This window comes from Flavobacterium terrae (assembly GCF_900142035.1).
In the GTDB taxonomy this organism is placed as follows: Bacteria; Bacteroidota; Bacteroidia; order Flavobacteriales; family Flavobacteriaceae; genus Flavobacterium; species Flavobacterium terrae.
This window is the reverse complement of the sequence record NZ_FQZI01000005.1, coordinates 53,142-74,209: the sequence shown is the minus strand read 5'-3', so window position 1 is coordinate 74,209 and position 21,068 is coordinate 53,142. Positions and strand designations below refer to the sequence as shown.

Here is a 21,068-nt window from a genome sequence, read left to right as displayed (position 1 = left end):
TTGGAGCGCATCGGAAAAAAATCAATCAAAAATGAACAGTTTAATCATCAAAAATCTCCAAAAAAAGTATAAAAATGGAGTAAAAGCCATTGACAACATTTCGCTTGAAATAGACAATGGAATGTTTGGTTTGTTAGGGCCAAACGGAGCAGGGAAATCGTCGTTGATGCGAACCATTGTAGGTTTGCAATCTGCAGATGAAGGGCAAATTTTCTTCAACGAAGTAAATGTTTTAGAAAACCCCGAATTCATTAAAAAGCAGTTAGGTTTTTTGCCACAGGATTTTGGAGTATATCCTAAGGTTTCGGCGTATGATTTATTAAATCATCTGGCTATTTTAAAAGGTGTCACCAATATAAATGATCGAAAAATTCAGATTCTTTCCTTATTAGAAAAGGTGAATTTGTCATCGCATCGCAAAAAGGAACTAAGTACGTTTTCTGGTGGGATGCGTCAGCGTTTTGGTGTGGCACAAGCCTTATTGGGTAACCCAAAAATTATTATTGTAGACGAACCCACAGCAGGTTTGGATCCAGAAGAACGAAACCGTTTCAATAGTTTATTGAGTGAAATAGGAGAGGAACGTATCGTAATTCTTTCAACACATTTGGTGGAGGACGTTCGTAATTTGTGTTCGAACATGGCTATAATGAACCAAGGAAAAGTACTTCTACAAGGTAATCCAGAAGAACTTATTCAGTCTTTGCAAGGGAAAATTTGGAGAAAACAAATCCAAAAAGAGGAGTTGATATCATATAAAAATAAGTATCAGGTTATCTCTTCACAATTTACAGCTGGGAAAATGAATATTCATTTGCTTTCGGATAATAAACCGTCAGGATTTCAAGAAGTGAATCCGACTTTGGAAGACGTATATTTTGCAACGTTGAATCAAAAATCTTTAGTGCTATGAAAACAGTTTTTAAATTTGATTTGCAATCCTATTTCAAAAGATGGGGATTTTACTTGGTCCTACTTTTCATTTTCATTTTTGGAGTTTTTGGCGGACAAAATGCTCGTTTTTCAGTAGGTGAAAATGTGTTTTACAACTCTTCATATCAAGTTAGTTTTATTACAGCATTTATTAGTTTAACTACGATTTTTTTTAGTACTCTTTTTACAGCACAATTAGCAATTAAAGAAATCGATAACCGTTTTGAACAAATCTATTTTAGTACTCCCATCGATAAAATGCAATTTTTAGTTGGACGTTTTATTTCTGTTTTAAGCTTGAGTCTTTTATTGACATTGGTTTTGACGATTAGTTTTTTTATCGGACAGATGAGTAATAAAAAAATGATGGAAAGCGGTGAATTTCATTTAATGTATTATGTTGTTCCAATGTTTTATTTCACAGTCGTCAATACAGTTTTCGTTACTTCTGTTTTGTGTTTAGTAGCATGGTTTTCAAAATCAAAGATGTCGATTTATGTTGGGGGTTTGTTACTTTATATTTTGTATATGGTGGCTTTATTGTTTTCAAGTTCACCATTCATGGCACAAAGTTTACCACAATCAGAAGAAACAAAATTTATTTCAGGAATTTTGGATCCGTTCGGAATGTCAGCCTTTTTTAATCAAACAGCGCATTGGACGGTAAGCCAAAGAAATTTTGAAATAATTGGTTTTGACGGCGTTTTCATCTGGAACCGATTAGGAATCCTTTTAATTTCAATATTGTTACTTTTTATTGCTTTCAAAAAATTTTCTTTAACAAAAAAGTCCAAGCTTAGAAAAAATGTTTTGATCACTACAAATGAAGATTCAGAAAACGTTCCTTTTGCTTTTATCGAAATTAATGAAGGCTTGCATCTTAGAATCAAGTCGTTGTTTACGTTCGTTAAAATCAATCTGATTTACATTTTTAAAAGTATTCCATTCGTGTTAATTGTCATAGCATTGTTATTTGCTGTTGGGATGGAGATGTATGCAGAAATTGAGAAAGGCATCCGAATTCCTCAAAAGTATGCCACTTCAGGCTTAATGGTTTCTACGATTATTCAGAATTTTTATGTAATGGGAGTGATTGTTGTTTTATTTTATTCTCATGATGTTTTTTGGAGAAGCAAGAACGCTAATTTCAATCTTATTGAAGAGAGTACTTATAATGTGAAAATGCAATTCTGGGCACATTGGTTTACACTGTGGTTTGTAATAATGAGTTTTTCAGTGGTTTTAATTGCAGAAGGAATTACTTTTCAGTTTTTATATGGTTATTCTATTTTGCAATGGAGTGTTTATGCTAAAGTGTTTTTATTTAATTCTTTACCGTTATTTATTTTAAGTGGTTTTTTATTGGTTATCCAAAGAATAATTTCTAATAAATATGTTGCGCTTGGATTGGCTTCTTTATTTGCTTTTTTAATGGCAACACCTCTCGGAAAGAAGCTAGTTACTTTTCCTATTTTAAAGTTTTTATATAGCATAAGTTTCGATTACAGCGATATGAATGGTTTTGGAGCTTATGAAAAAGCGTTTATTTATAGATTGTTGTTTGGTTTTGTATTGTTATCTATCTCATTTTACTTAATTCATCTTCGAAAACTTCATTTTAAAAAAGGTAATATATATCTTATATTGTTAGGATTAAGTGCTTTTGGACTTAGCCAGAAAATAAATGACGGATATATTTCTAAAAATGAAAATTTAGAATGGCAAGCTCAAGCCAATTATGAAAAACAGTTTAGGAGTTATCAAAATTTGCCTCAGCCAACAATCACTGATGTTAAAACTACAGTTGAATTATTTCCTGAAGAAAATTGCTATACGATTGAGGGAACTTATACTTTAGAAAACAAAACAGAAGCGAAAATTAATAAAGTTCTTATCGGTTTTTCAGATGGTTTTGAAATTAAAAAAGCGGATTTTCAATTTAAAAATGAACTTCATTTGGTTACAAATCAACATCAAATTTTGAAACTTAATCAACCGATGCTACCAAAAGAAAGAGCGAGTTTTAGTTTCAAATTAGCCTATCATTGGAAACCAGTAAACGGTCATCAATCGTTTAATGCTATTGTTGGAAACGGATCTTTTATGCGAATCAGTCGATATTATCCACAGCTTGGTTATGATTCGGATAATGAAATTCAAGAAGATAGTATCCGTAAGCAATTTGGATTGGGTAAAAAGACAGTTTCAAAAGCTTTTAATGCTCCCAAAACTCCTAATAATGATTTTATCAATTTGGATATGATAATTAGTACTTCTAATGATCAAACAGCAATTGGGATGGGAGAACTGGTTAATCAATGGAAAAAAGGGAATCGAAATTATTTTGAATATCATGTTAGCCAAATTCCTTTTCGTTTTGCGGTTTCATCTGCAAAATATTCTATAAAAAAAGAGCATTATAAAGGGAAGAGTTTTGAGGTGTATTATCATCCAACACATTATGAAAATGTAGAGCACTTAATTAAAAATGCAAAGTTAACAATGGATTATTGTGATACGAATTTTGGGTCATATCCTTTTAAAATTATTCGTTTTGCTGAAGTTTCAAGTTTTACAAAAGGTTTTGCTGCTACAGCTTATCCAGCAACAATTTACATGACTGAGGATATGATTTTTCACAGTAATATAAAAGCAGACAAACAGCAAGATGTAATTAATGAATTGGCAGGTCATGAATTAGCCCATTTGTGGTGGGGAGGCAATCAAATTTATCCTGATAATCGTGATGGAGCTGTGATGTTGACTGAAACTTTGGCCATGTATACTGAGATGATGCTTCTCAAAAAAATGTATGGTAAAGAAGAAATGCTCAATAGAGTCAGAATGCATTTAGATATTTATAATAATGAAAAAGGTTTTTATAAAGAAATACCATTATATCAGGTAAGACCAGATGATCGTCATATCTCTTACTCAAAAGGTACTGTGGTAATGTATCTTCTTAGTGAAATGATTGGTGAAGAAAAAGTGAATCAGGCTTTAAAACAATTTTTATTAAATAATAAATTTCCAAATAAGAACCCAATATCAACTGATTTAATAAACGAATTGTATAAAGTTTCGCCAAAAAAGTTTCATCAAAAAATAGATGAATTATTTAAAATGAAAAGTAAACTGTCGATTTAAAAATTGATTTCGTTATTTTTTTTATTATTCTAAGTTGTTGTCTTTAAGTGTTTTATGTTTTTTATTTTGAAAAATTATTATCTTTTGTTTGGAGTGTATTATAAAAATGTTATACGTTTGCAGTATTCAAAAGAGAATAAAGAAATAATGAAAAATCAGGTTTTAAATATGATGATGTGTATGTGCTGCTCAGAAACTGAGGGGTTATATGCTACACGTTAATGTTTGAAACATTTACAATATAAAAGCAAAAAACTCCTCAAGCAATTGAGGAGTTTTTTTTTTTGAATAAATAATTACCAATAAAATTTAAATGAATACAATAATTATCATAACGACTTTACTAACATCTGCAGCTTGTATGATGATGTGTTGTTGTATGCGAAACTTCGCAAGAGGACGTCTATTGTATTGTTTAAAGTAAATAATATATTCATAAACGAAGCCTCTTGATTCCAAGAGGCTTTTTTTATCCCAATTTTTAAAATAACAAACAAAATCAAATGAATAATTTTTTAGAGCAATTAGAACAAAAAAAGAGTCTTGAGGAAGGATTAAAATTCCTTTCAGACAATTTTGAAGATAAGATTGTTTTTTCAACAAGTTTTGGTATCGAAGATCAGGTAATTACTGATGCTATTTTTAGTCAAAAATTAAAAAATATCGAGGCTTTTACATTAGACACTGGAAGATTGTTTCCAGAGACATATGCAGTTTGGGATAAAACATTGTTGCAATACAATCAACCTATTAGAGTGTATTATCCAGATGCAGATCATTTAGAAAAATATGTAAATGCAAACGGAATTAATGGATTTTATAATTCGGTAGAACTAAGAAAAGAGTGCTGTAATATTAGAAAAGTAGTACCATTAAAAAAAGCTTTGAAAGGAGCTAAAATTTGGATTACTGGATTACGCGCACAACAATCTGATAATCGTAATGATTTAAAAATTATTCAGAGGGATGAGCAAAATCAATTGTACAAATACAACCCTTTGCTACATTGGACAACTGATGAAGTAGTGCATTATTTAAAACAAAAAGGAGTGCCTTACAATACCCTACACGATCAAAATTTCATTAGCATAGGTTGTGCTCCTTGTACCAGAGCGGTGAGAGAGGGAGAAGATTTTAGAGCTGGCCGCTGGTGGTGGGAAGATCAATCAAAAAAAGAATGTGGATTACATAAATAAAAAACAAAATAAAGATGAGTCATACTAACGATTATTTGGAACAATTAGAAAACGAAGCAATTTATATTCTTCGTGAAACTGCTGCTCAATTTGAAAAACCTGCATTGTTGTTTTCGGGTGGAAAAGATTCTATTGTTTTAGTTCATTTAGCATTGAAAGCTTTTAGACCTGGAAAATTCCCTTTCCCATTAGTTCACATAGACACGGGGCATAATTTTCCTGAAGCGATAGAATTCAGAGATAAATTGGTGAATCAAATTGGAGAGAAATTGATAGTGGGTAATGTTGAAGAAAGTATCAAAAAATACAATTTGAAAGAAACTGCTGGACGATTTCCTTCACGTAATGCATTACAAACATATACTTTATTAGATACAATTCAGGAAAATGAATTTGATGCATGTATTGGTGGTGCAAGACGTGATGAAGAAAAAGCCAGAGCTAAAGAGCGTATCTTTTCAGTTCGCGATGACTTTGGTCAATGGGATCCCAAATTGCAACGTCCAGAGTTGTGGGATATCTTAAACGGAAAAGTTCAAAAAGGACATAATGTTCGTGTTTTTCCAATCAGCAATTGGACCGAGTTAGATGTATGGAATTACATTCAAAAATATAACATAGAATTACCAAGTTTATATTTTGCTCATGATAGAGAATGTATTGTTCATCAAGATAAATTAGTCGCTACTTCACAATTTATTCAACCTCAAGAAGGAGACACAGTAGTAGTTGAAAGAGTACGTTACAGAACAGTAGGAGATATGACTTGTACAGCAGCAGTTCCTTCTCAAGCAGCAACGATTCAGGATATTATTGATGATATCATACAAACAAGAATTAGTGAAAGAGGTCAAACACGATTAGACGACCAACTCTCGGAAGCTGCCATGGAAGACAGAAAAAAACAAGGATATTTTTAAAAAAGATAAAAGAAAAGAAGTGAAGGAGTTGTACAAACGAAAAGAATAGTAACAACTCATCATTCATAACTTATAATTCATAACTCAAAATGAACACATTACGATTTATAACAGCAGGAAACGTAGACGACGGTAAAAGTACTTTAATAGGGCGTTTACTTTATGACTCTGATAGTATACATACAGACCAACTAGGTGTTTTACAAAAGCAAACGAAACAAGAAGGAGTTGACATTGATTTGTCATTAATCACAGATGGCCTTCGTGCAGAACGCGAGCAAGGAATCACTATTGATGTAGCTTATAAATATTTTTCAACTAAGAAAAGAAAATTCATCATTGCTGATGCTCCAGGACATGAACAGTATACTCGAAACATGATTACTGGTGCTTCAAATTCCGATTTGATCATCATTTTAGTCGATGCTCGAAATGGAATTACAGAACAAACAAAACGTCACGCAAGCGTTGGTTCATTAATGGGAATCAAAAAAGCTATTATAGCTATTAATAAGATTGACTTGCTGAATTATTCAGAACAAACTTTCAATCAAATTCAATCGGATTTCGAAACAATTAAAAAAGAATTGAATTATGATGAAGTAATTTATATTCCTGTGAGCGCTTTGGTTGGGGACAATATTGTTAGAAAATCAGAAAATACTCCTTGGTACACCGGTAAAGCTCTTTTAGAAACTTTAGAATCTGTAGAGATTAATACTACCAAAGATTTGGCTTCACGTTTTCAAGTACAATGGGTAATTCGTCCCAAAGATGAAAAGAATCACGATTACAGAGGTTATGCAGGTTTAGTATTAAGCGGAACATATAAAGTGGGAGATTTAGTGACGATTCTACCTTCTAAAATTGAAACCAAAATTGTCAAAATAGAGAAAAATTTAGAAGAAATTAATGAAGGTGTAGCAGGAGATAATGTCGTTTTGCATTTTGAAAAAGATGTAGATATCAGCCGTGGTGATACAGTGGTTTTAAGCAATCAGCTTCCTTTAGAATCAAACCAAATCACTACTTGGATTTCTTGGTTGGATAATGCTTCTTTACAGGTTGGAAAAACATACTTGTTGCAACACCGATTTAAAAATGTAAGGGTTAAGGTGCAAGAAGTAAACCGTAAATGGAATGTTAATCAATGGCAATTTACAGAGGGCGATACGATACAGTTAAATGATATCGCACAAGTAACTCTGAGAACAAATCAACCGTTGTTTTACGATGCTTTTGATAAAAATTCAAAATCAGGTAACGCGGTTTTAATAGATGAAACAAGTTATAATACCGTTGGTGCTTTAATGTTTTTGTAATATGTCATATTCAATTTACTTAAAAAATCAAGAAAGGGTCAGAAACCCAATCAATAAACGAAATGTTGAAGATTGGGTGGATGAATTAATCAATTGGTTGTTTGATATCAATCAGGAGTACAATAATTATCGGTTTTTTCAGAATAAAGAAAAATTACTCCAAATCAAACTTCAAAATATTTTGGCTAAAACAGTCGAAGATACAAATCAAATAATAGTGTATTCCAATTACTTTTTCGAACAACTTGAACAATTACATTATGTTTTGGATAATGATTTGGAAACCATAGTGAATTTTGATCCTGCGGCTAAATCCAAAGAAGAAGTGTTAATTGCTTATCCTGGTTTTTTTGCCATCACGGCGTATAGGATAGCAAATGTGTTTTGGAAATTAAATGTGCCTATTATTCCAAGGGTTATTTCGGAATATGTACACGGAAAAACAGGAATAGATATCCATCCAGGAGCAGAAATTGGAGAAAAGTTTTTTATAGATCATGGAACCGGGATTGTGATAGGTGAAACTTCTAAAATTGGTAACAACGTAAAAATTTATCAAGGAGTGACCTTGGGAGCTTTATCGGTTTCTAAAGACAGCGCTTCAGAAAAACGCCACCCAACCATTGAAAATAATGTCACCATTTATGCCAATGCAACCATTTTAGGAGGTAAAACTACAATTGGAGCAAACTCAGTCATAGGGGGGAATGTTTGGTTAACGAATTCGGTTCCAGAAAACTCTTTGGTTTATCATAAAAGCGAGATCGAGATTAAGAAAAAAAGCGAATTTCCTGAACCACTTAATTATGTGATTTAAAAAATAATAACAACACAATAAAAGATTTAATATCATGAAAGCAAATACTATTTTAGAAACAATCGGAAATACTCCAGTAGTAAAAATTAATAAGTTATATAAAAACCAAAATGTCTTTCTAAAATTAGAAAGAAACAATCCAGGCAACAGTATCAAGGACCGTATTGCTCTAGCCATGATTGAAGATGCTGAAGCCAAAGGAATTTTAAATGCTGATAGTGTAATTATTGAACCTACTTCTGGAAACACCGGAATTGGTTTAGCATTGGTGGCAGCTGTAAAAGGATACAAAGTAATCCTTGTAATGCCTGAATCTATGAGTATAGAACGTAGAAAATTAATGGAAATCTACGGAGCCGAATTTGATTTAACCCCTCGTGAAAAAGGTATGAAAGGTGCTATTGAACGTGCTAACGAATTGGTAAGCCAAACACCAAATGCATGGTCACCTTCTCAGTTTGCCAATCAAGCGAATGTTGAAGTACATAAAAAAACAACAGCACAGGAAATTCTTGCTGATTTCCCTGACGGATTGGATTATATCATAACTGGAGTAGGTACAGGTGGACATATAACTGGTGTTGCTTCAATAGTTAAAGAGAAATTTCCAAACGTTAAAGTCATTGCGGTTGAACCGGAATTGTCACCAGTTTTAAGTGGTGGTGCTCCGTCTCCACATCCAATTCAAGGTATTGGAGCAGGTTTTATACCTGAAATATATCAAGGTGATTTAATCGACGAGGTAATTCAGGTAAGTAAAGACGAAGCTTTTGAATATGCAAGAAACATCGCAAAACAGGAAGGAATTTTAGTAGGAATTTCTACTGGGGCTTCATTGGCGGCTGTGGCTAAAAAAGCGGCGACTTTACCTGATAATGCTACGATTTTAACTTTCAATTACGATACCGGTGAGCGTTATCTGTCTATTGAAGGGTTGTTCTAATTCTTAAAAAATAATCATTTAAATAATAGTGTTTTATCGTGTCTTAACTGGCTCGACAGGGACTACTCATACCTAAAAATAATGGAAAGAAGTATAAAACATACAGGAAAAGTAATCTTGGCAGGCGCAGGTCCAGGTGATCCTGAACTCATCAGCCTCAAGGCGTTGAAGTACTTGCAAAAAGCTGATGTGGTCTTGACTGACCGACTAGTTTCGCCTGAACTTATTGATGAATATGCTCGTAAAGAGGCTGAAATTGTGTATGTGGGAAAACAATGTTCAAAGGGAGTTTGGACGCCGCAACAAGATATAAACGAGTTAATTGTTCTTTTTGCACAACAAGGAAAATTGGTACTTCGATTAAAAGGAGGTGATTCGACTTTGTTCTCAAATATATTGGATGAACTTCAGGTTTTGGCTAAAAATAACATTCCTTACGAAATTATCCCTGGAATTTCAGCTGCTTTTGGTGCTGCTGCTTATACTGGTATGCCGTTAACCGCTAGAGGATATTCCCGCGGACTTCGATTCCTGACTTTGTATGATTTAGAAAATGTTGAAAATAAGCAATGGGCTGAGTGGGCTTCAACAAATGATACTTTAGTTTTTTATATGAGTGGCCAAAAATTAGATGTATTAGCCCAAAAATTAATTGCTCAAAATATTGACTCAAAAAAAGGAGTTGCAGTGATCCAGCAGGCAACAACGCCTAGCCAAAAGACTAAAGTGTTTTCGTTCAATGAAATATTAAATGGTCCAATTCCTGAATTTGAATATGTTCCAACTTTAATCATTGTAGGAAATGTAGTGTCACTACATCAAGAGTTTGCTTGGTTCAAGGAAAAATCAGTAACCGAATCTTATTTCGATAATCACAAAACCATTTATCAAAATGCTATCTGAAACAAAACATAATTTATTAGAACAATTGGTGCAAAATGCGACCAATGAAGAGCTTATCTATGCTAAGGGTTTTTTAGCGGGTTATTTAGCTAAGAATTTTGGAATCGAAACAACAGGAAATGTCCCTGTAATTCAAAATAATGTTCCAGCAGTAGTGGTTAAACCGTTAATTGTTTATGGTACCGAAACGGGAAATTCTAAAAAAGTAGCTTCTCAAATTCAGGCAACTTTCAAAAAGAATAAAATCCAAGCGAAAAGTGTCGATGTAGCGCAGTTCGATTTGACAAAGCTGCAAAAAGAAACACATGTTTTATTTGTAATAAGTACACAGGGTGAAGGCGAGTTTCCTCAGAATGCTGTTGGGTTTTACGAAGCGGTAAAAGCATTCAATGGTAAGTTGGATAAATTGTCGTTTGCAGTATTTGGTTTAGGTGATTCTTCGTATCCTCTGTTCTGTAATGCTGGAGTTTTATTAGATGAGGTTCTGGCTGAAAAAGGAGCAAAACGTTTATTGCCTTTAGTAAAGGCAGATGTAGATTACGCAAATTTGATTCCTACATGGGAAAGTGATTTGCAAAATGCTTTCAATACTAATGGAACAACAGCTGCTTCAGTAGTAAAAGCAGCAGTAGCAAGTTCTTCGCACAAACAAAATTTTACAGGCCAAATCACTCATAAGATTGTATTAAATGATAGAGGTTCCAATAAAGAAACGTATCATTTAGAGATTACTCCGAATGAAGAAGTGACATACGAACCAGGTGATGCTTTGGGATTAATTCCAAAAAATAATGAAACTGAATTGTTGGCTATTACAAATCATTTTGGTATATCCGATATAGCACAACTCCAAAATAAAAACATTCGTGGTTTGTCTAAAAAATCACTGGAAGCCCTCGGGAAAATTTGGGATGTTACAATTGAAGAAGAGAAAGCAGATTTGGTTGATGTAATTAAAAAATACCAACCTGAGAAAGGAGCACTTGAAGATTTATTGGCTGTACTGCATCCTATTGCGCCTAGATTGTATTCTATTTCATCCGCTTCGGAAGCACATGATGGGCAGGTTCATTTGACGGTAAATTTGAATAGTTTCAAAGTGGGTGATGAGTTAAGAACAGGTTTGACTTCTCAGTTTTTAGCGGATTATCCTTTGGATACTGATTATGATTTCTATATCCATAAAAACAATAATTTCCGACTCCCAGCTGATGATAGTGATATCATTTTAATTGGTCCAGGAACGGGTATTGCACCGTTTAGAAGTTTCTTGGCACAACGTGACGTAACTGGTGCTGAAGGTAGAAATTGGTTATTCTTTGGTGAACAACATTTCGCTTTAGACTTTTATTACCAAACTGAAATTCAGGAATGGTTAAGTACCGGTGTATTAACGAAGTTAAGTACAGCTTTTTCTAGAGATCAGGAGCGTAAAATTTATGTGCAAGATCGTATCAAAGAAAATGCAGCCGAATTCAATTCTTGGTTGGAAAGCGGGGCCTCGATTTATATCTGCGGACAAAAAGACCCTATGAGTAAGGATGTTGAAAATACGATTATTGAAGTAATCGCTACACAAAGAAACATATCTATAGAAAAAGCAAAAGAAGTTTTAGATCAATTAGAAGAACAAGGTAAATATCAAAAAGACGTGTATTAATATGCAATATACTATAAGCTATAAGCAATATGCCTAAAGCTTAAAGCGTAATGCCTAAAGCCAATAAAAAATGAGCGAGAAATTATCACCAGTAGAATATATAAAAATTAACAGCGACGGATTAAGAGGAACGCTAAAAGAAAGTATTGATATCGATAACCACACAGGAAATGTACGTCCGGATGATGAGACCTTAGTAAAATTCCACGGAATGTATGTACAGGATGACCGTGACCGAAGAGTAGAAAGAGCAGCAAAAAAATTAGACAAACTGTATTCATTTATGATTCGTCTTCGTATTCCTGGAGGAGTGATTAATGCTGATCAATGGTTGGCAACCCACGAAATATCGGAACAATATGGAACTGGAACTTTAAAAATTACTACACGACAAACAGTTCAATTGCATGGTTTGTTAAAACATCAATTGCGACCAACTATTCAAGCGTTCAATACAGCAAAACTGGATTCAATTGCAGCATGTGGTGATGTGAATAGAAATGTGATTGTGAGTTCGCATCCACAAATTTCGCCTATCCATAAACAGATTTATGAGTATGCCGACAAGATTTCGACTTTACTTCTACCAAAAACACAATCGTATTATGAAGTGTTTATTGATGGAGAAAAGATTTATGAGCGTTCATCTGAAGCTGATCCTTTGTATGAAGACCGTTATTTGCCTAGGAAATTTAAAATCGGTATTGCCATTCCACCAAGTAATGATGTCGATGTGTTTACCAATGATATTGGTTTAATTGCTATTATTGAAAATGATGAATTGAAAGGGTTTAATATTGCTATTGGCGGCGGATTGGCAACAACCCACGGTAATCCTAATACGTATTCACGCTTAGCTACCATCATTGGTTTTACAGATACTGAAGAAAAAACATTAAAAGCAGTTTATGAAATTCTAACAGTACAGCGTGACTTTGGAAACAGAGTCGATAGAAAATTGTCTCGTTTGAAATATACTGTGGATAAACTGACTGTTGAAGGTTTTAAAAAGGAATTGGAAAGCCGTATCGGATTTGAATTCGAACCAGAAAGAGCTTACAAGTTTACTGAAAGAAGTGACCGTTTTGGTTGGGAACAAAATCACCAAGGAAAATGGTTTTATACGCTTTTTGTAGAGCACGGAGTTGTACAGCCTTATCAAAAACAGTTTTTATATGAATTGGCTCAATTGAAAATTAACAACTTTATTTTTTCAGGGAATCAAAATTTGATTCTAGGAGAAATTGAAGATAAGAACAAAGTTAAGGTTGAAGCATTATTGGTTGAGCATGACATCGAAAAACAGGTAAGTGCTTTGCGTAAAAATTCGATGGCCTGTGTAGCATTACCAACTTGTCCACTAGCATTGGCGGAAGCACAACGTTACCTTCCGGAATTGGTTACTAAAATTGAGCCTTTGTTAGAAAAGCATAGTTTAACTAATGATGAAATTACAATTCGAATGACGGGTTGCCCTAATGGATGTGGTCGTCCATATGTAGCCGAATTAGGTTTCGTAGGCACTGGGCCAGAGCAATATAATTTCATGTTGGGTGGTGACCGATTCGGGGAAAGATTAAACAAAATTTATAAAGAGAAACAAACAGAAGCGCAGATTCTAGAAGAAGTTGATGTTTTATTAGGAAGATATGTTGAAGAAAGACTGGATTCAGAAACTTTTGGCGATTATACTTATCGTGTGATTTTAGAAAAATGAAAAAAATAATTTTGCTTACAGTTTTATTATTTCCAAAGCTTTTATTGGCACAAAAAAATATAGAAAAACAACAGCTTATCTGGTATGGATATTATAATACATTAAAATTTAATGAAAAATGGTCTTTGTTGAGTGAAATTCAAGAGCGCCAATTTTATAATCCAACAGCGCAACATCAGTTGGTTTTTCGATCAAATTTGGAAAGAAAGTTGACAGGTAATTGGAATGCATCAGCAGGAATAACTTATTTTTTACAAAACCCAAATGATCCTGAATCTGAAAGCAATCTCACAGTTCCAGAATTAAGACCAGATTTTGGATTTAACAATAAGCAAAAGCTACGTTTTTTAACTATAAATCATCGTTATAAAGCCGAGGCACGTTTTTTTCACGATGTTGAAAACAATCGTTTAGTTGGAGGTTATCGTTTTTCTAATTTTAGATTTAGATATCAATTAGGAATTGATTTTCCAATTTTAAAAAATGAAGGAGACGAAAAACTAATCGTAAAAGTAAAAGATGAGGTGATGTTTAACATGGGTAAAAAAGTTGTTAAAAATACTTTTGACCAAAATCGAATTTATCTAGGTCTAAATTACAAATGGAATAAATCATTGGCTTTTGAAGTTGGCTATATGAATTGGTTCCAACAGTTAAATACAGGAACAGATTTTTATAATAGAGACATTTTGAGACTATCAATTTTTCACACAATCGAATTAAATAAAAAGAACAATGACTAATACTCTATTTCCAATATTTTTAAAAACTGAAACAGCACGTTTTTTGATAGTAGGTGGTGGCAATGTGGGTTTAGAAAAAACAGAGACTTTGTTACGCCAAAATCCTAATGTTAGCATCAAATTAATTGCTATAGAGATTTCTTTAAAGGTGAAGGAAGTTTTAGCTCAAAACCCGCATATTGTTTTTCATGAGCGTCCTTTTGAAGAGAATGATTTAAAAGAAACTGATTTTGTTATAACAGCGACGAATGATAAAGTTTTAAACACACAAATTAAACAAAAAGCAAATCAACTAAAGATATTGGTTAACTCTGCTGATCAGCCAGATTTATGTGATTTTTATTTAGGATCAATTGTAAAGAAAGGGCATCTTAAAATCGCCATTTCGACCAATGGAAAGTCACCTGTATTGGCCAGAAGATTGCGCGAACATTTAGAAGATACTATTCCAGAAAATATTAATGAAAGCATCGAAAATTTAAATGCTTTTAGAGAGAAACACAAAGGTGATTTTCAGAGTAAATTAGCTTCTTTGAATCAAGTGACTTCAGTTTTAGTAGATCAGACAAATTCTACTAAGAAGGAACAAAATTATAAAAAACTAGTTTTTCAAATTGCAGGTATTTTTTTAGCAGTATTTTTTGGATATGGTTTATCTACAATAATTTCTGTAACCGATTTGAATCATTTAGCTAGTAATATCCCTCAAGCTTTTTTTGCTATGATTGCTGTTGGATTTTTTGCACAAATTGTAGATGGTGCTGTAGGATTGGGATATGGCGTGACTTGTGCTACAAGTATGATGCTTTTTGGTATAAAATTACCAGCGATTAGTGGTAGTATTCATACAGCCGAAATGTTTTCAAGCGGTATCAGTGGTTTTTCGCATTATAAATTTGGTAACGTAAATAAAAAACTATTGTTTTGGTTGGCTATTCCTGGTGCTATTGGAGCCGTAAGTGGTGCTTTGTTGTTGATTTACTTAGGAGATAAGTATGAAACAATTACTTATGGTGTATTAGCGACTTACACAATGTTGATAGGCATTCGGTTGATAGTGATTGCTTTTCGTGAAAAGATTGATAAAAAACAAGTGAAACATACTGGTGTTTTAGGTTTTTCAGGAGGTTTTTTTGATGCTTTTGGAGGAGGAGGTTGGGGACCTATTGTTACATCTACACTCTTGGCAAAAGGGAGAAAGTCAAAATATGTAATTGGAACAGTAAGCTTAGCTGAGTTTTTTGTGACTTTGGCTGCATCAATTACTTTTTTTGCTTCTTTAGGAGTTAGTCATTGGTATATTGTGGTAGGTTTAATTTTAGGAGGCTCTCTAGCAGCTCCTTTGGCCGCAAAGCTAGCAGGAAAACTTCCGCAAAAAACAGCTATTTTACTAGTAGCTTTTTTAGTTATTGTGTTTAGCGTAAGAATGTTACTCAAAATTGTATAGATTTTCTCTTACTATATTCTAATTCTGAATATAAATGAATATCATATAAAAAAACTCCTGAATAATTCAGGAGTTTTTTGCTTTTATTGGAAATCAAATCAAGGATAAAGAGATTTATTTCCGTTAGCAATGATATTGCTTCCAAGTCCTGAAAAAGATACTGAAAAAGAACTATAGCTAAAACTTAAAGAACCGGTTGGAGTACATAAACCTAGTGCATATCTACATTGACCATAACTACCAGTTTCTTTTGTTACTTTGCTTTCGCTTCTAGCTGAGCCTAAAGACATTGACCCCCAATCGTTAACATCTGTATTAGATACAGTTGAACCGCTATAGTAAATTGTTATTTGATAACCAATTTCTCCACGGTCTGATCCCCAAAGCCAAGTAGCTGTCCACCATTGTTTGTACCATTTTGATGCAATTTTTGATTGACCTTCATTAGAAACCTCAGTATTTCCTTTAGGATCCATAATTATTAAGCCACTTAGTACATTATCCCATACAATTCCTGAGTCTCTGTAAACACAAAATGATGTGAATTTTTGGCCTTTATTTAACCAAGTTATTTCAAGTAAGTTATCATTTGGTTTTATTTCATTAACAACAACATCTTTAATGTTTTTTTGAGTTGCAGTTAATTTATCGCCTGAGTATATTTTTTTCATTTTAGCAATAACAACCGTTTTTACATCTTTAATATTTCCAAAAGCTATGGTATTCTCATTACTAGATAGAACATCATGTGCTAGCATAATTCCTTTGGCTGTATTAAGCTTACCTAAAACAACAACTTGATCAATTTGTAGATCACTATTCAGATACTTTGAAAGATTTGCTTTAGAAAGATCAATTTGGTTTTGAACAGTTTGAGGTAATTCCTGTGAAGAAACAGGAGTTAATTCTTGCTTTAAACTTTCGATTGATTGTTTTTCATTAGAACTTTTTTGCGCGGTGTCGATACTGTCATCTTGGCAACTGTTGATTATTAGAGCAGAAAGCACTAATAAACCTTTAAAGGCATTTACAAATTTTGTTTTCATTTTATTTGGTTTAAAATTAATATTGTAGTAAAAATAGTACAAAATTTTAATAAAACATTTAAAATGAATTAATTAACTTTTTAATAATTTTAAATATATACTTCAATGTATTTAAAAAAGAAAAAAGCCGTTCATCAAGAACGGCTCTTTTTTTGGGTCAAATCTGAGTTTGATTAGTATTTTAAGCTAACTTTTAATTCAAATTCATCATCAATTGCTTTATCAGCTAAAGCACCAAAGTTTTTTGAAGCGTATTTAATATCATATTTAGTTCTGTCAACCATTACAGTTGCATTAGCAACACCTTTGTTAGCAACAATATCAAAAGTTACTGGAGCAGTAATACCTTTAATTGTTAAGTCAGCAGTAACTGTGTAAGTATTAGCAGATTTTGCACCAATTGATTTAAAAACTAAAGTTGAAGTTGGGAATTTTTCAACAGCAAAGAAATCATCATTTTTTAAGTGACCATCTAATTTACCTTTATACTCACCTTGTAAATCAGTAGTGTTAATTGAAGTCATGTCTACTGTAAAGTTTCCACCAACTAATTTTTTTCCGTTAAAAACTAAAGCACCTTCTTTTAAGTTAACATCACCATTATGTTGACCACCAACTTTTTTAGCTAACCATAATACTTTACTTTTTGAAGCGTCAACTTTTTTTGTTGTTTGAGCTGTTGCTGTTAATGTTCCTAAAGCAACTACTAATGCTAAAGCGATTGATTTTAAATTTTTCATGTTTAAATTTTGATTTAATTAATAATTATAATTTGATAAATAATTCTTCTTTTGATTTTCTTACTTTTTTTGCATGTTGATTAGCGTCTTCTTCATGACGATATCCTACTGTTGCAATAAGAGTAGCGTTTAAACCTAATGCGTTTAAACCTAAAATTTCATTCACTTTTTCTGGTTCAAAACCTTCCATAGGAGTTGCATCTATTTTTAGTTCTGCCGCAGCATTTAAAAGGTTTCCTAATGCTAAATAAGTTTGCTTTGCTGTCCAAGTGTTTTTTACATCTTCAGGCAGAGAGGTGATTTTAGATTTCATAAAATCTCCATAACCAGCAATATTTTCTGCAGGAATTCCTCTTGTTTCTGCTATATTTTCTAAATAAGTATCTATTTCTTTTTCACCAACATTTATGATGTTTGCAAAAACAAATAGGTGAGAGGAATCTACTATTTGAGATTGTCCCCAAGCAGCAGGCTGAAGTTTCGCTCTTAATTCAGGATTTTCAACAATTAAAACTTTATAAGGTTGTAATCCGTATGAAGAAGAACTTAATCTAATTGCTTCTTTTAAAACTTCTAAATCTGTATCTGAAATTTTTTTACTTGCATCAAATTTTTTTGTTGCATAACGCCAATTTTGGCTTTCTATAAATTTACTCATGGTATTAACTTCTGTATTTTTCTAATAAATTATTAAATATTTCCAACTCTTCGCTGGTTAATTTGGAAGCAAAATAATTTTCATGTTCTATTGCTTTAGGATCAATTTCTGCTAAAACATTTAAACCTTTTTCTGTTATTTCAACTTCCATTTTTCTTCTATTGTCGGGACAAACTTCTCGTGTAACTAATTCTTTCAATAATAATTTGTCTACTAATCTTGTTGTGTTGCTGGTTTTTGCAATCATTCTCTCTTGAATTGTACACATGTTAGCTGGCTTTCCTTTTTGACCTCTCAAAATGCGTAACACATTATACTGTTCTGGAGATAAGTCAAAAGGTTTTAAAATTTCATTAAAATGATCTGTTACAACTAAATCTGCAAACATGACATTAAGTACTGCTCTTTTAGCTGCATTTAAGGTTACTGTCGATTTTATGATATCTTCAATTTTCATATTTGTAGTTACAAAATTTGTACGTACAAATGTATAAACTTTTTTTATTTGTATATACAAATGTGTATTAAATATTTGTTAATTTTTATTTTGAGGCTTTTAGATTGTTTAATTTTAATGAGCTCAAAATATTTAAATATGAAAAGAATTGGTTTATTGTTGTTGTTCATATCATCATTTGCTTTCTCCCAGCAAAGTAGTCAGGAGTATTTGAAATCATCGATTCCTATAAAGGAGTATGTTAAAGACGGTATTACAGTAAAATCATTTGATTTTAACTCATTTGAGCCTTATTTGCATCAAAACGATGAAACAACATATGTTATAAATTTTTGGGCAACATGGTGTCTGCCATGTGTAAAGGAGTTACCTTATTTTGAGCAATTAAATGAAAAATACAAAGGTCAAAATGTAAAAGTAATTTTGGTTAGCTTGGATTTGCCTAAAAAAGTAGAAAGTAATTTGATTCCCTTCATAAAAAAGAAAAATTTAAAATCGGAGATAATACATTTAAATGATCCTGATGCAAATACTTGGATCGAAAAAGTAGATAAAAGTTGGGCAGGTTCTATACCTGCAACAGTGATATACAATAAAAATAGTAGAGTTTTTGCCGAAGATTCCTACTCATCACTGAAAGAATTAGAAGAAGAATTATTAACAATCATTAAAAAATAAATTATGAGAACAATTAAAATGCTTGCCTTAGCTTTAGTGTTAGGATTAGCTAGTGCCTTTTCTATTAATTCAGGAGGTTATCAAGTAGGAGATGTGGCTACTGATTTTGCATTAAAAAATGTTAACGATAAAGTGGTTTCATTAAAAGACTACAAGGATGCTAAAGGATTTGTGGTAATTTTTACATGCAACCATTGCCCATTTGCAAAAGCCTATGAAGATAGAATTATAGCTATTGATAAAAAATATAAAGATTTGGGCTATCCTGTTATAGCAATAAACCCTAATAATCCTGATGTTCAAAAAGATGATAGTTTTGAATTGATGAAAAAAAGAGCAAAAGAAAAAGGATTTACATTCCCTTATTTATTTGATGAAGGACAAAAAATATATCCTCAATATGGAGCAACAAAAACGCCTCATGTTTATTTACTCCAAAAGACAAGTAAAGGAAATGTTGTAAAATATATTGGCGCTATAGACGATAATTATGCTGATGAAAGTGCTGTTAAGACCAAATACCTTGAAAATGCAATCAACTCATTATTGAAAGATGAAGAAATTGCTGTAAAAACAACTAAGGCTATTGGATGTTCAATTAAAGCATAGTATTTTTGATAAAAAATAAAGCTATGAATTTGACACAAGAAGATTGGTGGAAAAAGCTTCAAGAAGACGATAATGCTGTTATTCTTGACGTTCGTACAGAAGATGAATGGAATGATGGTATTATTCCTAATGCAATTAATATTGATATTTATAAAGGACAAGGTTTTATATACCAAGTGGAAGAACTTGATAAATCAAAAAACTATTATGTGTATTGCAAAGCAGGAGGAAGAAGTGCTCAAGCTTGTAGTATCATGAATCAAATGGGTTTTGAAACTACTTATAATTTAATGGGAGGATTCTCAGAATGGGATGGACCTGTTGATATGCCAAAATAAAAAAAGGGAGCTTTTTGCTCCCTTTTTTTTATTCAGATAATTTTTTGAGCTGATTTTTATTTTTGATGGTGATTTTCTTTCCCGTTAAATCAACCCATCCATTTTTATTGAACTCAGATAGTAAACGAATACAACTCTCAGTAGCGGTTCCTATCATTCCTGCCAATTCTTCTCTAGACAATTGAATACGCAAAGAACCATCTTCGTTGTTACCAAAAGTATCTTCAAGATAAAGCAAAGTCTCAGCTAAACGTTCTTTTACACTTTTTTGTGCCATAGAAACCATGTGATCATCAGCTTCTTTTAAATCACCACAAATCGTTTTCATAACATTCATAGAAAATTGATTGTTCTGATTAAAAAAATGTAGTATTTCACTTTTTGGTACAAAACAAACTTCCATGTCCTCTAATGCAACTGCACTTAAATTAGCGGGCTCTTCGCTTATCATAGAACGTTGACCTAATAGTTCACCAGCTTTAACCAATTTTACAATTTGATCTTTACCGTTGGCGCTCAATTTTGTCATTTTACATACACCATCTTTTACACAAAAAATTCCATTAGTCATTTCACCCTCTTCAAAAATAAGTTCTCCTTTTTTGATGGTGTAGGATGTTTTGCATTCGGCCATTCTTAAAAGTTCATCTTTAGATAAAGCTTTTAAGGAACTAAACTGTCTAACAATACATTGTTCACATTTACTCATGGTACCTCGTTTGAATTGCAAATATATTTAAAAGTATGATAAATATCATAGATTATCCTTCTAGCTATTTTGAAATTTGTTCTAG

The 21,068-nt window shown here is 32.5% G+C and carries 20 protein-coding genes; 15 read left to right on the top strand and 5 right to left on the bottom strand.

The genetic code is table 11. From position 1 onward, the window contains the following. Nucleotides 1-31 precede the first annotated feature (31 nt). The 12 genes from BUC09_RS12205 (at nucleotide 32) to BUC09_RS12150 (ending at nucleotide 15,748) form a co-directional block, all read left to right on the top strand. On the top strand, nucleotides 32-913 hold the full coding sequence (locus BUC09_RS12205; protein ID WP_073311883.1) for an ABC transporter ATP-binding protein: 882 nt from the start codon (nucleotides 32-34) through the stop codon (nucleotides 911-913). Continuing rightward, nucleotides 910-4,080: a M1 family aminopeptidase gene (locus BUC09_RS12200; protein WP_073311882.1), complete on the top strand. Its 3,171-nt coding sequence runs from the start codon at nucleotides 910-912 to the stop codon at nucleotides 4,078-4,080. Before BUC09_RS12205 ends, BUC09_RS12200 begins: the two co-directional genes overlap by 4 nt. Nucleotides 4,081-4,583: 503 nt before the next feature. Beyond that, entirely contained in the window at nucleotides 4,584-5,276 is a 693-nt protein-coding gene (locus tag BUC09_RS12195; RefSeq protein WP_073311881.1) for a phosphoadenylyl-sulfate reductase, read from the top strand. Nucleotides 5,277-5,290: 14 nt separating this feature from the next. After that, on the top strand, nucleotides 5,291-6,196 hold the full coding sequence (cysD, locus tag BUC09_RS12190) for a sulfate adenylyltransferase subunit CysD (protein ID WP_073311880.1): 906 nt from the start codon (nucleotides 5,291-5,293) through the stop codon (nucleotides 6,194-6,196). A gap of 89 nt (nucleotides 6,197-6,285) precedes the next feature. Next, entirely contained in the window at nucleotides 6,286-7,518 is a 1,233-nt protein-coding gene (locus BUC09_RS12185; RefSeq protein ID WP_073311879.1) for a sulfate adenylyltransferase subunit 1, read from the top strand. A gap of 1 nt (nucleotide 7,519) precedes the next feature. After that, entirely contained in the window at nucleotides 7,520-8,335 is an 816-nt protein-coding gene (epsC, locus tag BUC09_RS12180) for a serine O-acetyltransferase EpsC (RefSeq protein WP_073311878.1), read from the top strand. Nucleotides 8,336-8,369: 34 nt separating this feature from the next. Beyond that, nucleotides 8,370-9,278 (top strand): cysteine synthase A, encoded by a 909-nt coding sequence (cysK, locus tag BUC09_RS12175; RefSeq protein ID WP_073311877.1) that lies wholly within the window; start codon nucleotides 8,370-8,372, stop codon nucleotides 9,276-9,278. A gap of 81 nt (nucleotides 9,279-9,359) precedes the next feature. Further along, a complete protein-coding gene (cobA, locus tag BUC09_RS12170; RefSeq protein WP_073311876.1) occupies nucleotides 9,360-10,181 on the top strand; it encodes a uroporphyrinogen-III C-methyltransferase in 822 nt (273 codons plus the stop codon). Continuing rightward, nucleotides 10,171-11,841: a diflavin oxidoreductase gene (locus BUC09_RS12165; RefSeq protein WP_073311875.1), complete on the top strand. Its 1,671-nt coding sequence runs from the start codon at nucleotides 10,171-10,173 to the stop codon at nucleotides 11,839-11,841. Before cobA ends, BUC09_RS12165 begins: the two co-directional genes overlap by 11 nt. A 70-nt stretch (nucleotides 11,842-11,911) precedes the next feature. Continuing rightward, complete coding sequence (locus tag BUC09_RS12160; RefSeq protein ID WP_073311874.1) at nucleotides 11,912-13,558, top strand: NADPH-dependent assimilatory sulfite reductase hemoprotein subunit; 1,647 nt, start codon at nucleotides 11,912-11,914, stop codon at nucleotides 13,556-13,558. Beyond that, on the top strand, nucleotides 13,555-14,301 hold the full coding sequence (locus tag BUC09_RS12155; protein ID WP_073311873.1) for a DUF2490 domain-containing protein: 747 nt from the start codon (nucleotides 13,555-13,557) through the stop codon (nucleotides 14,299-14,301). Before BUC09_RS12160 ends, BUC09_RS12155 begins: the two co-directional genes overlap by 4 nt. Then, nucleotides 14,294-15,748 (top strand): TSUP family transporter, encoded by a 1,455-nt coding sequence (locus BUC09_RS12150; RefSeq protein ID WP_073311872.1) that lies wholly within the window; start codon nucleotides 14,294-14,296, stop codon nucleotides 15,746-15,748. The genes BUC09_RS12155 and BUC09_RS12150 overlap by 8 nt, the downstream gene beginning before the upstream one ends. 98 nt (nucleotides 15,749-15,846) lie before the next feature. Here BUC09_RS12150 and BUC09_RS12145 read toward each other — a convergent pair whose 3' ends face one another. The 4 genes from BUC09_RS12145 to BUC09_RS12130 form a co-directional block, all read right to left on the bottom strand. Continuing rightward, nucleotides 15,847-16,794 (bottom strand): hypothetical protein, encoded by a 948-nt coding sequence (locus BUC09_RS12145; RefSeq protein WP_073311871.1) that lies wholly within the window; start codon nucleotides 16,792-16,794, stop codon nucleotides 15,847-15,849. A 173-nt stretch (nucleotides 16,795-16,967) separates the two neighbouring features. After that, nucleotides 16,968-17,534: a YceI family protein gene (locus BUC09_RS12140; protein ID WP_073311870.1), complete on the bottom strand. Its 567-nt coding sequence runs from the start codon at nucleotides 17,532-17,534 to the stop codon at nucleotides 16,968-16,970. Nucleotides 17,535-17,559: 25 nt separating this feature from the next. Continuing rightward, nucleotides 17,560-18,192: an NAD(P)H-dependent oxidoreductase gene (locus BUC09_RS12135; RefSeq protein WP_073311869.1), complete on the bottom strand. Its 633-nt coding sequence runs from the start codon at nucleotides 18,190-18,192 to the stop codon at nucleotides 17,560-17,562. Between the two features lie 4 nt (nucleotides 18,193-18,196). Beyond that, nucleotides 18,197-18,649 (bottom strand): MarR family winged helix-turn-helix transcriptional regulator, encoded by a 453-nt coding sequence (locus BUC09_RS12130; protein WP_073311868.1) that lies wholly within the window; start codon nucleotides 18,647-18,649, stop codon nucleotides 18,197-18,199. 138 nt (nucleotides 18,650-18,787) lie between these two features. Here BUC09_RS12130 and BUC09_RS12125 point away from each other — a divergent pair, with 138 nt between their 5' ends. Genes BUC09_RS12125 through BUC09_RS12115 form a run of 3 tightly spaced genes read left to right on the top strand, consistent with a single transcriptional unit; the run spans nucleotide 18,788 to nucleotide 20,274 of the window. After that, nucleotides 18,788-19,327: a TlpA disulfide reductase family protein gene (locus tag BUC09_RS12125; protein WP_073312050.1), complete on the top strand. Its 540-nt coding sequence runs from the start codon at nucleotides 18,788-18,790 to the stop codon at nucleotides 19,325-19,327. 3 nt (nucleotides 19,328-19,330) lie between these two features. Continuing rightward, the gene (locus BUC09_RS12120; protein WP_073311867.1) at nucleotides 19,331-19,936 is read left to right on the top strand and encodes a thioredoxin family protein; all 606 of its coding nucleotides are present in this window, start codon (nucleotides 19,331-19,333) and stop codon (nucleotides 19,934-19,936) included. Nucleotides 19,937-19,959: 23 nt separating this feature from the next. Next, nucleotides 19,960-20,274 (top strand): rhodanese-like domain-containing protein, encoded by a 315-nt coding sequence (locus BUC09_RS12115; protein ID WP_073311866.1) that lies wholly within the window; start codon nucleotides 19,960-19,962, stop codon nucleotides 20,272-20,274. A 28-nt stretch (nucleotides 20,275-20,302) separates the two neighbouring features. On the opposite strand, the gene BUC09_RS12110 is transcribed toward BUC09_RS12115, so the two are convergent. Continuing rightward, nucleotides 20,303-20,983: a Crp/Fnr family transcriptional regulator gene (locus BUC09_RS12110; RefSeq protein ID WP_073311865.1), complete on the bottom strand. Its 681-nt coding sequence runs from the start codon at nucleotides 20,981-20,983 to the stop codon at nucleotides 20,303-20,305. Nucleotides 20,984-21,068 lie beyond the last annotated feature (85 nt).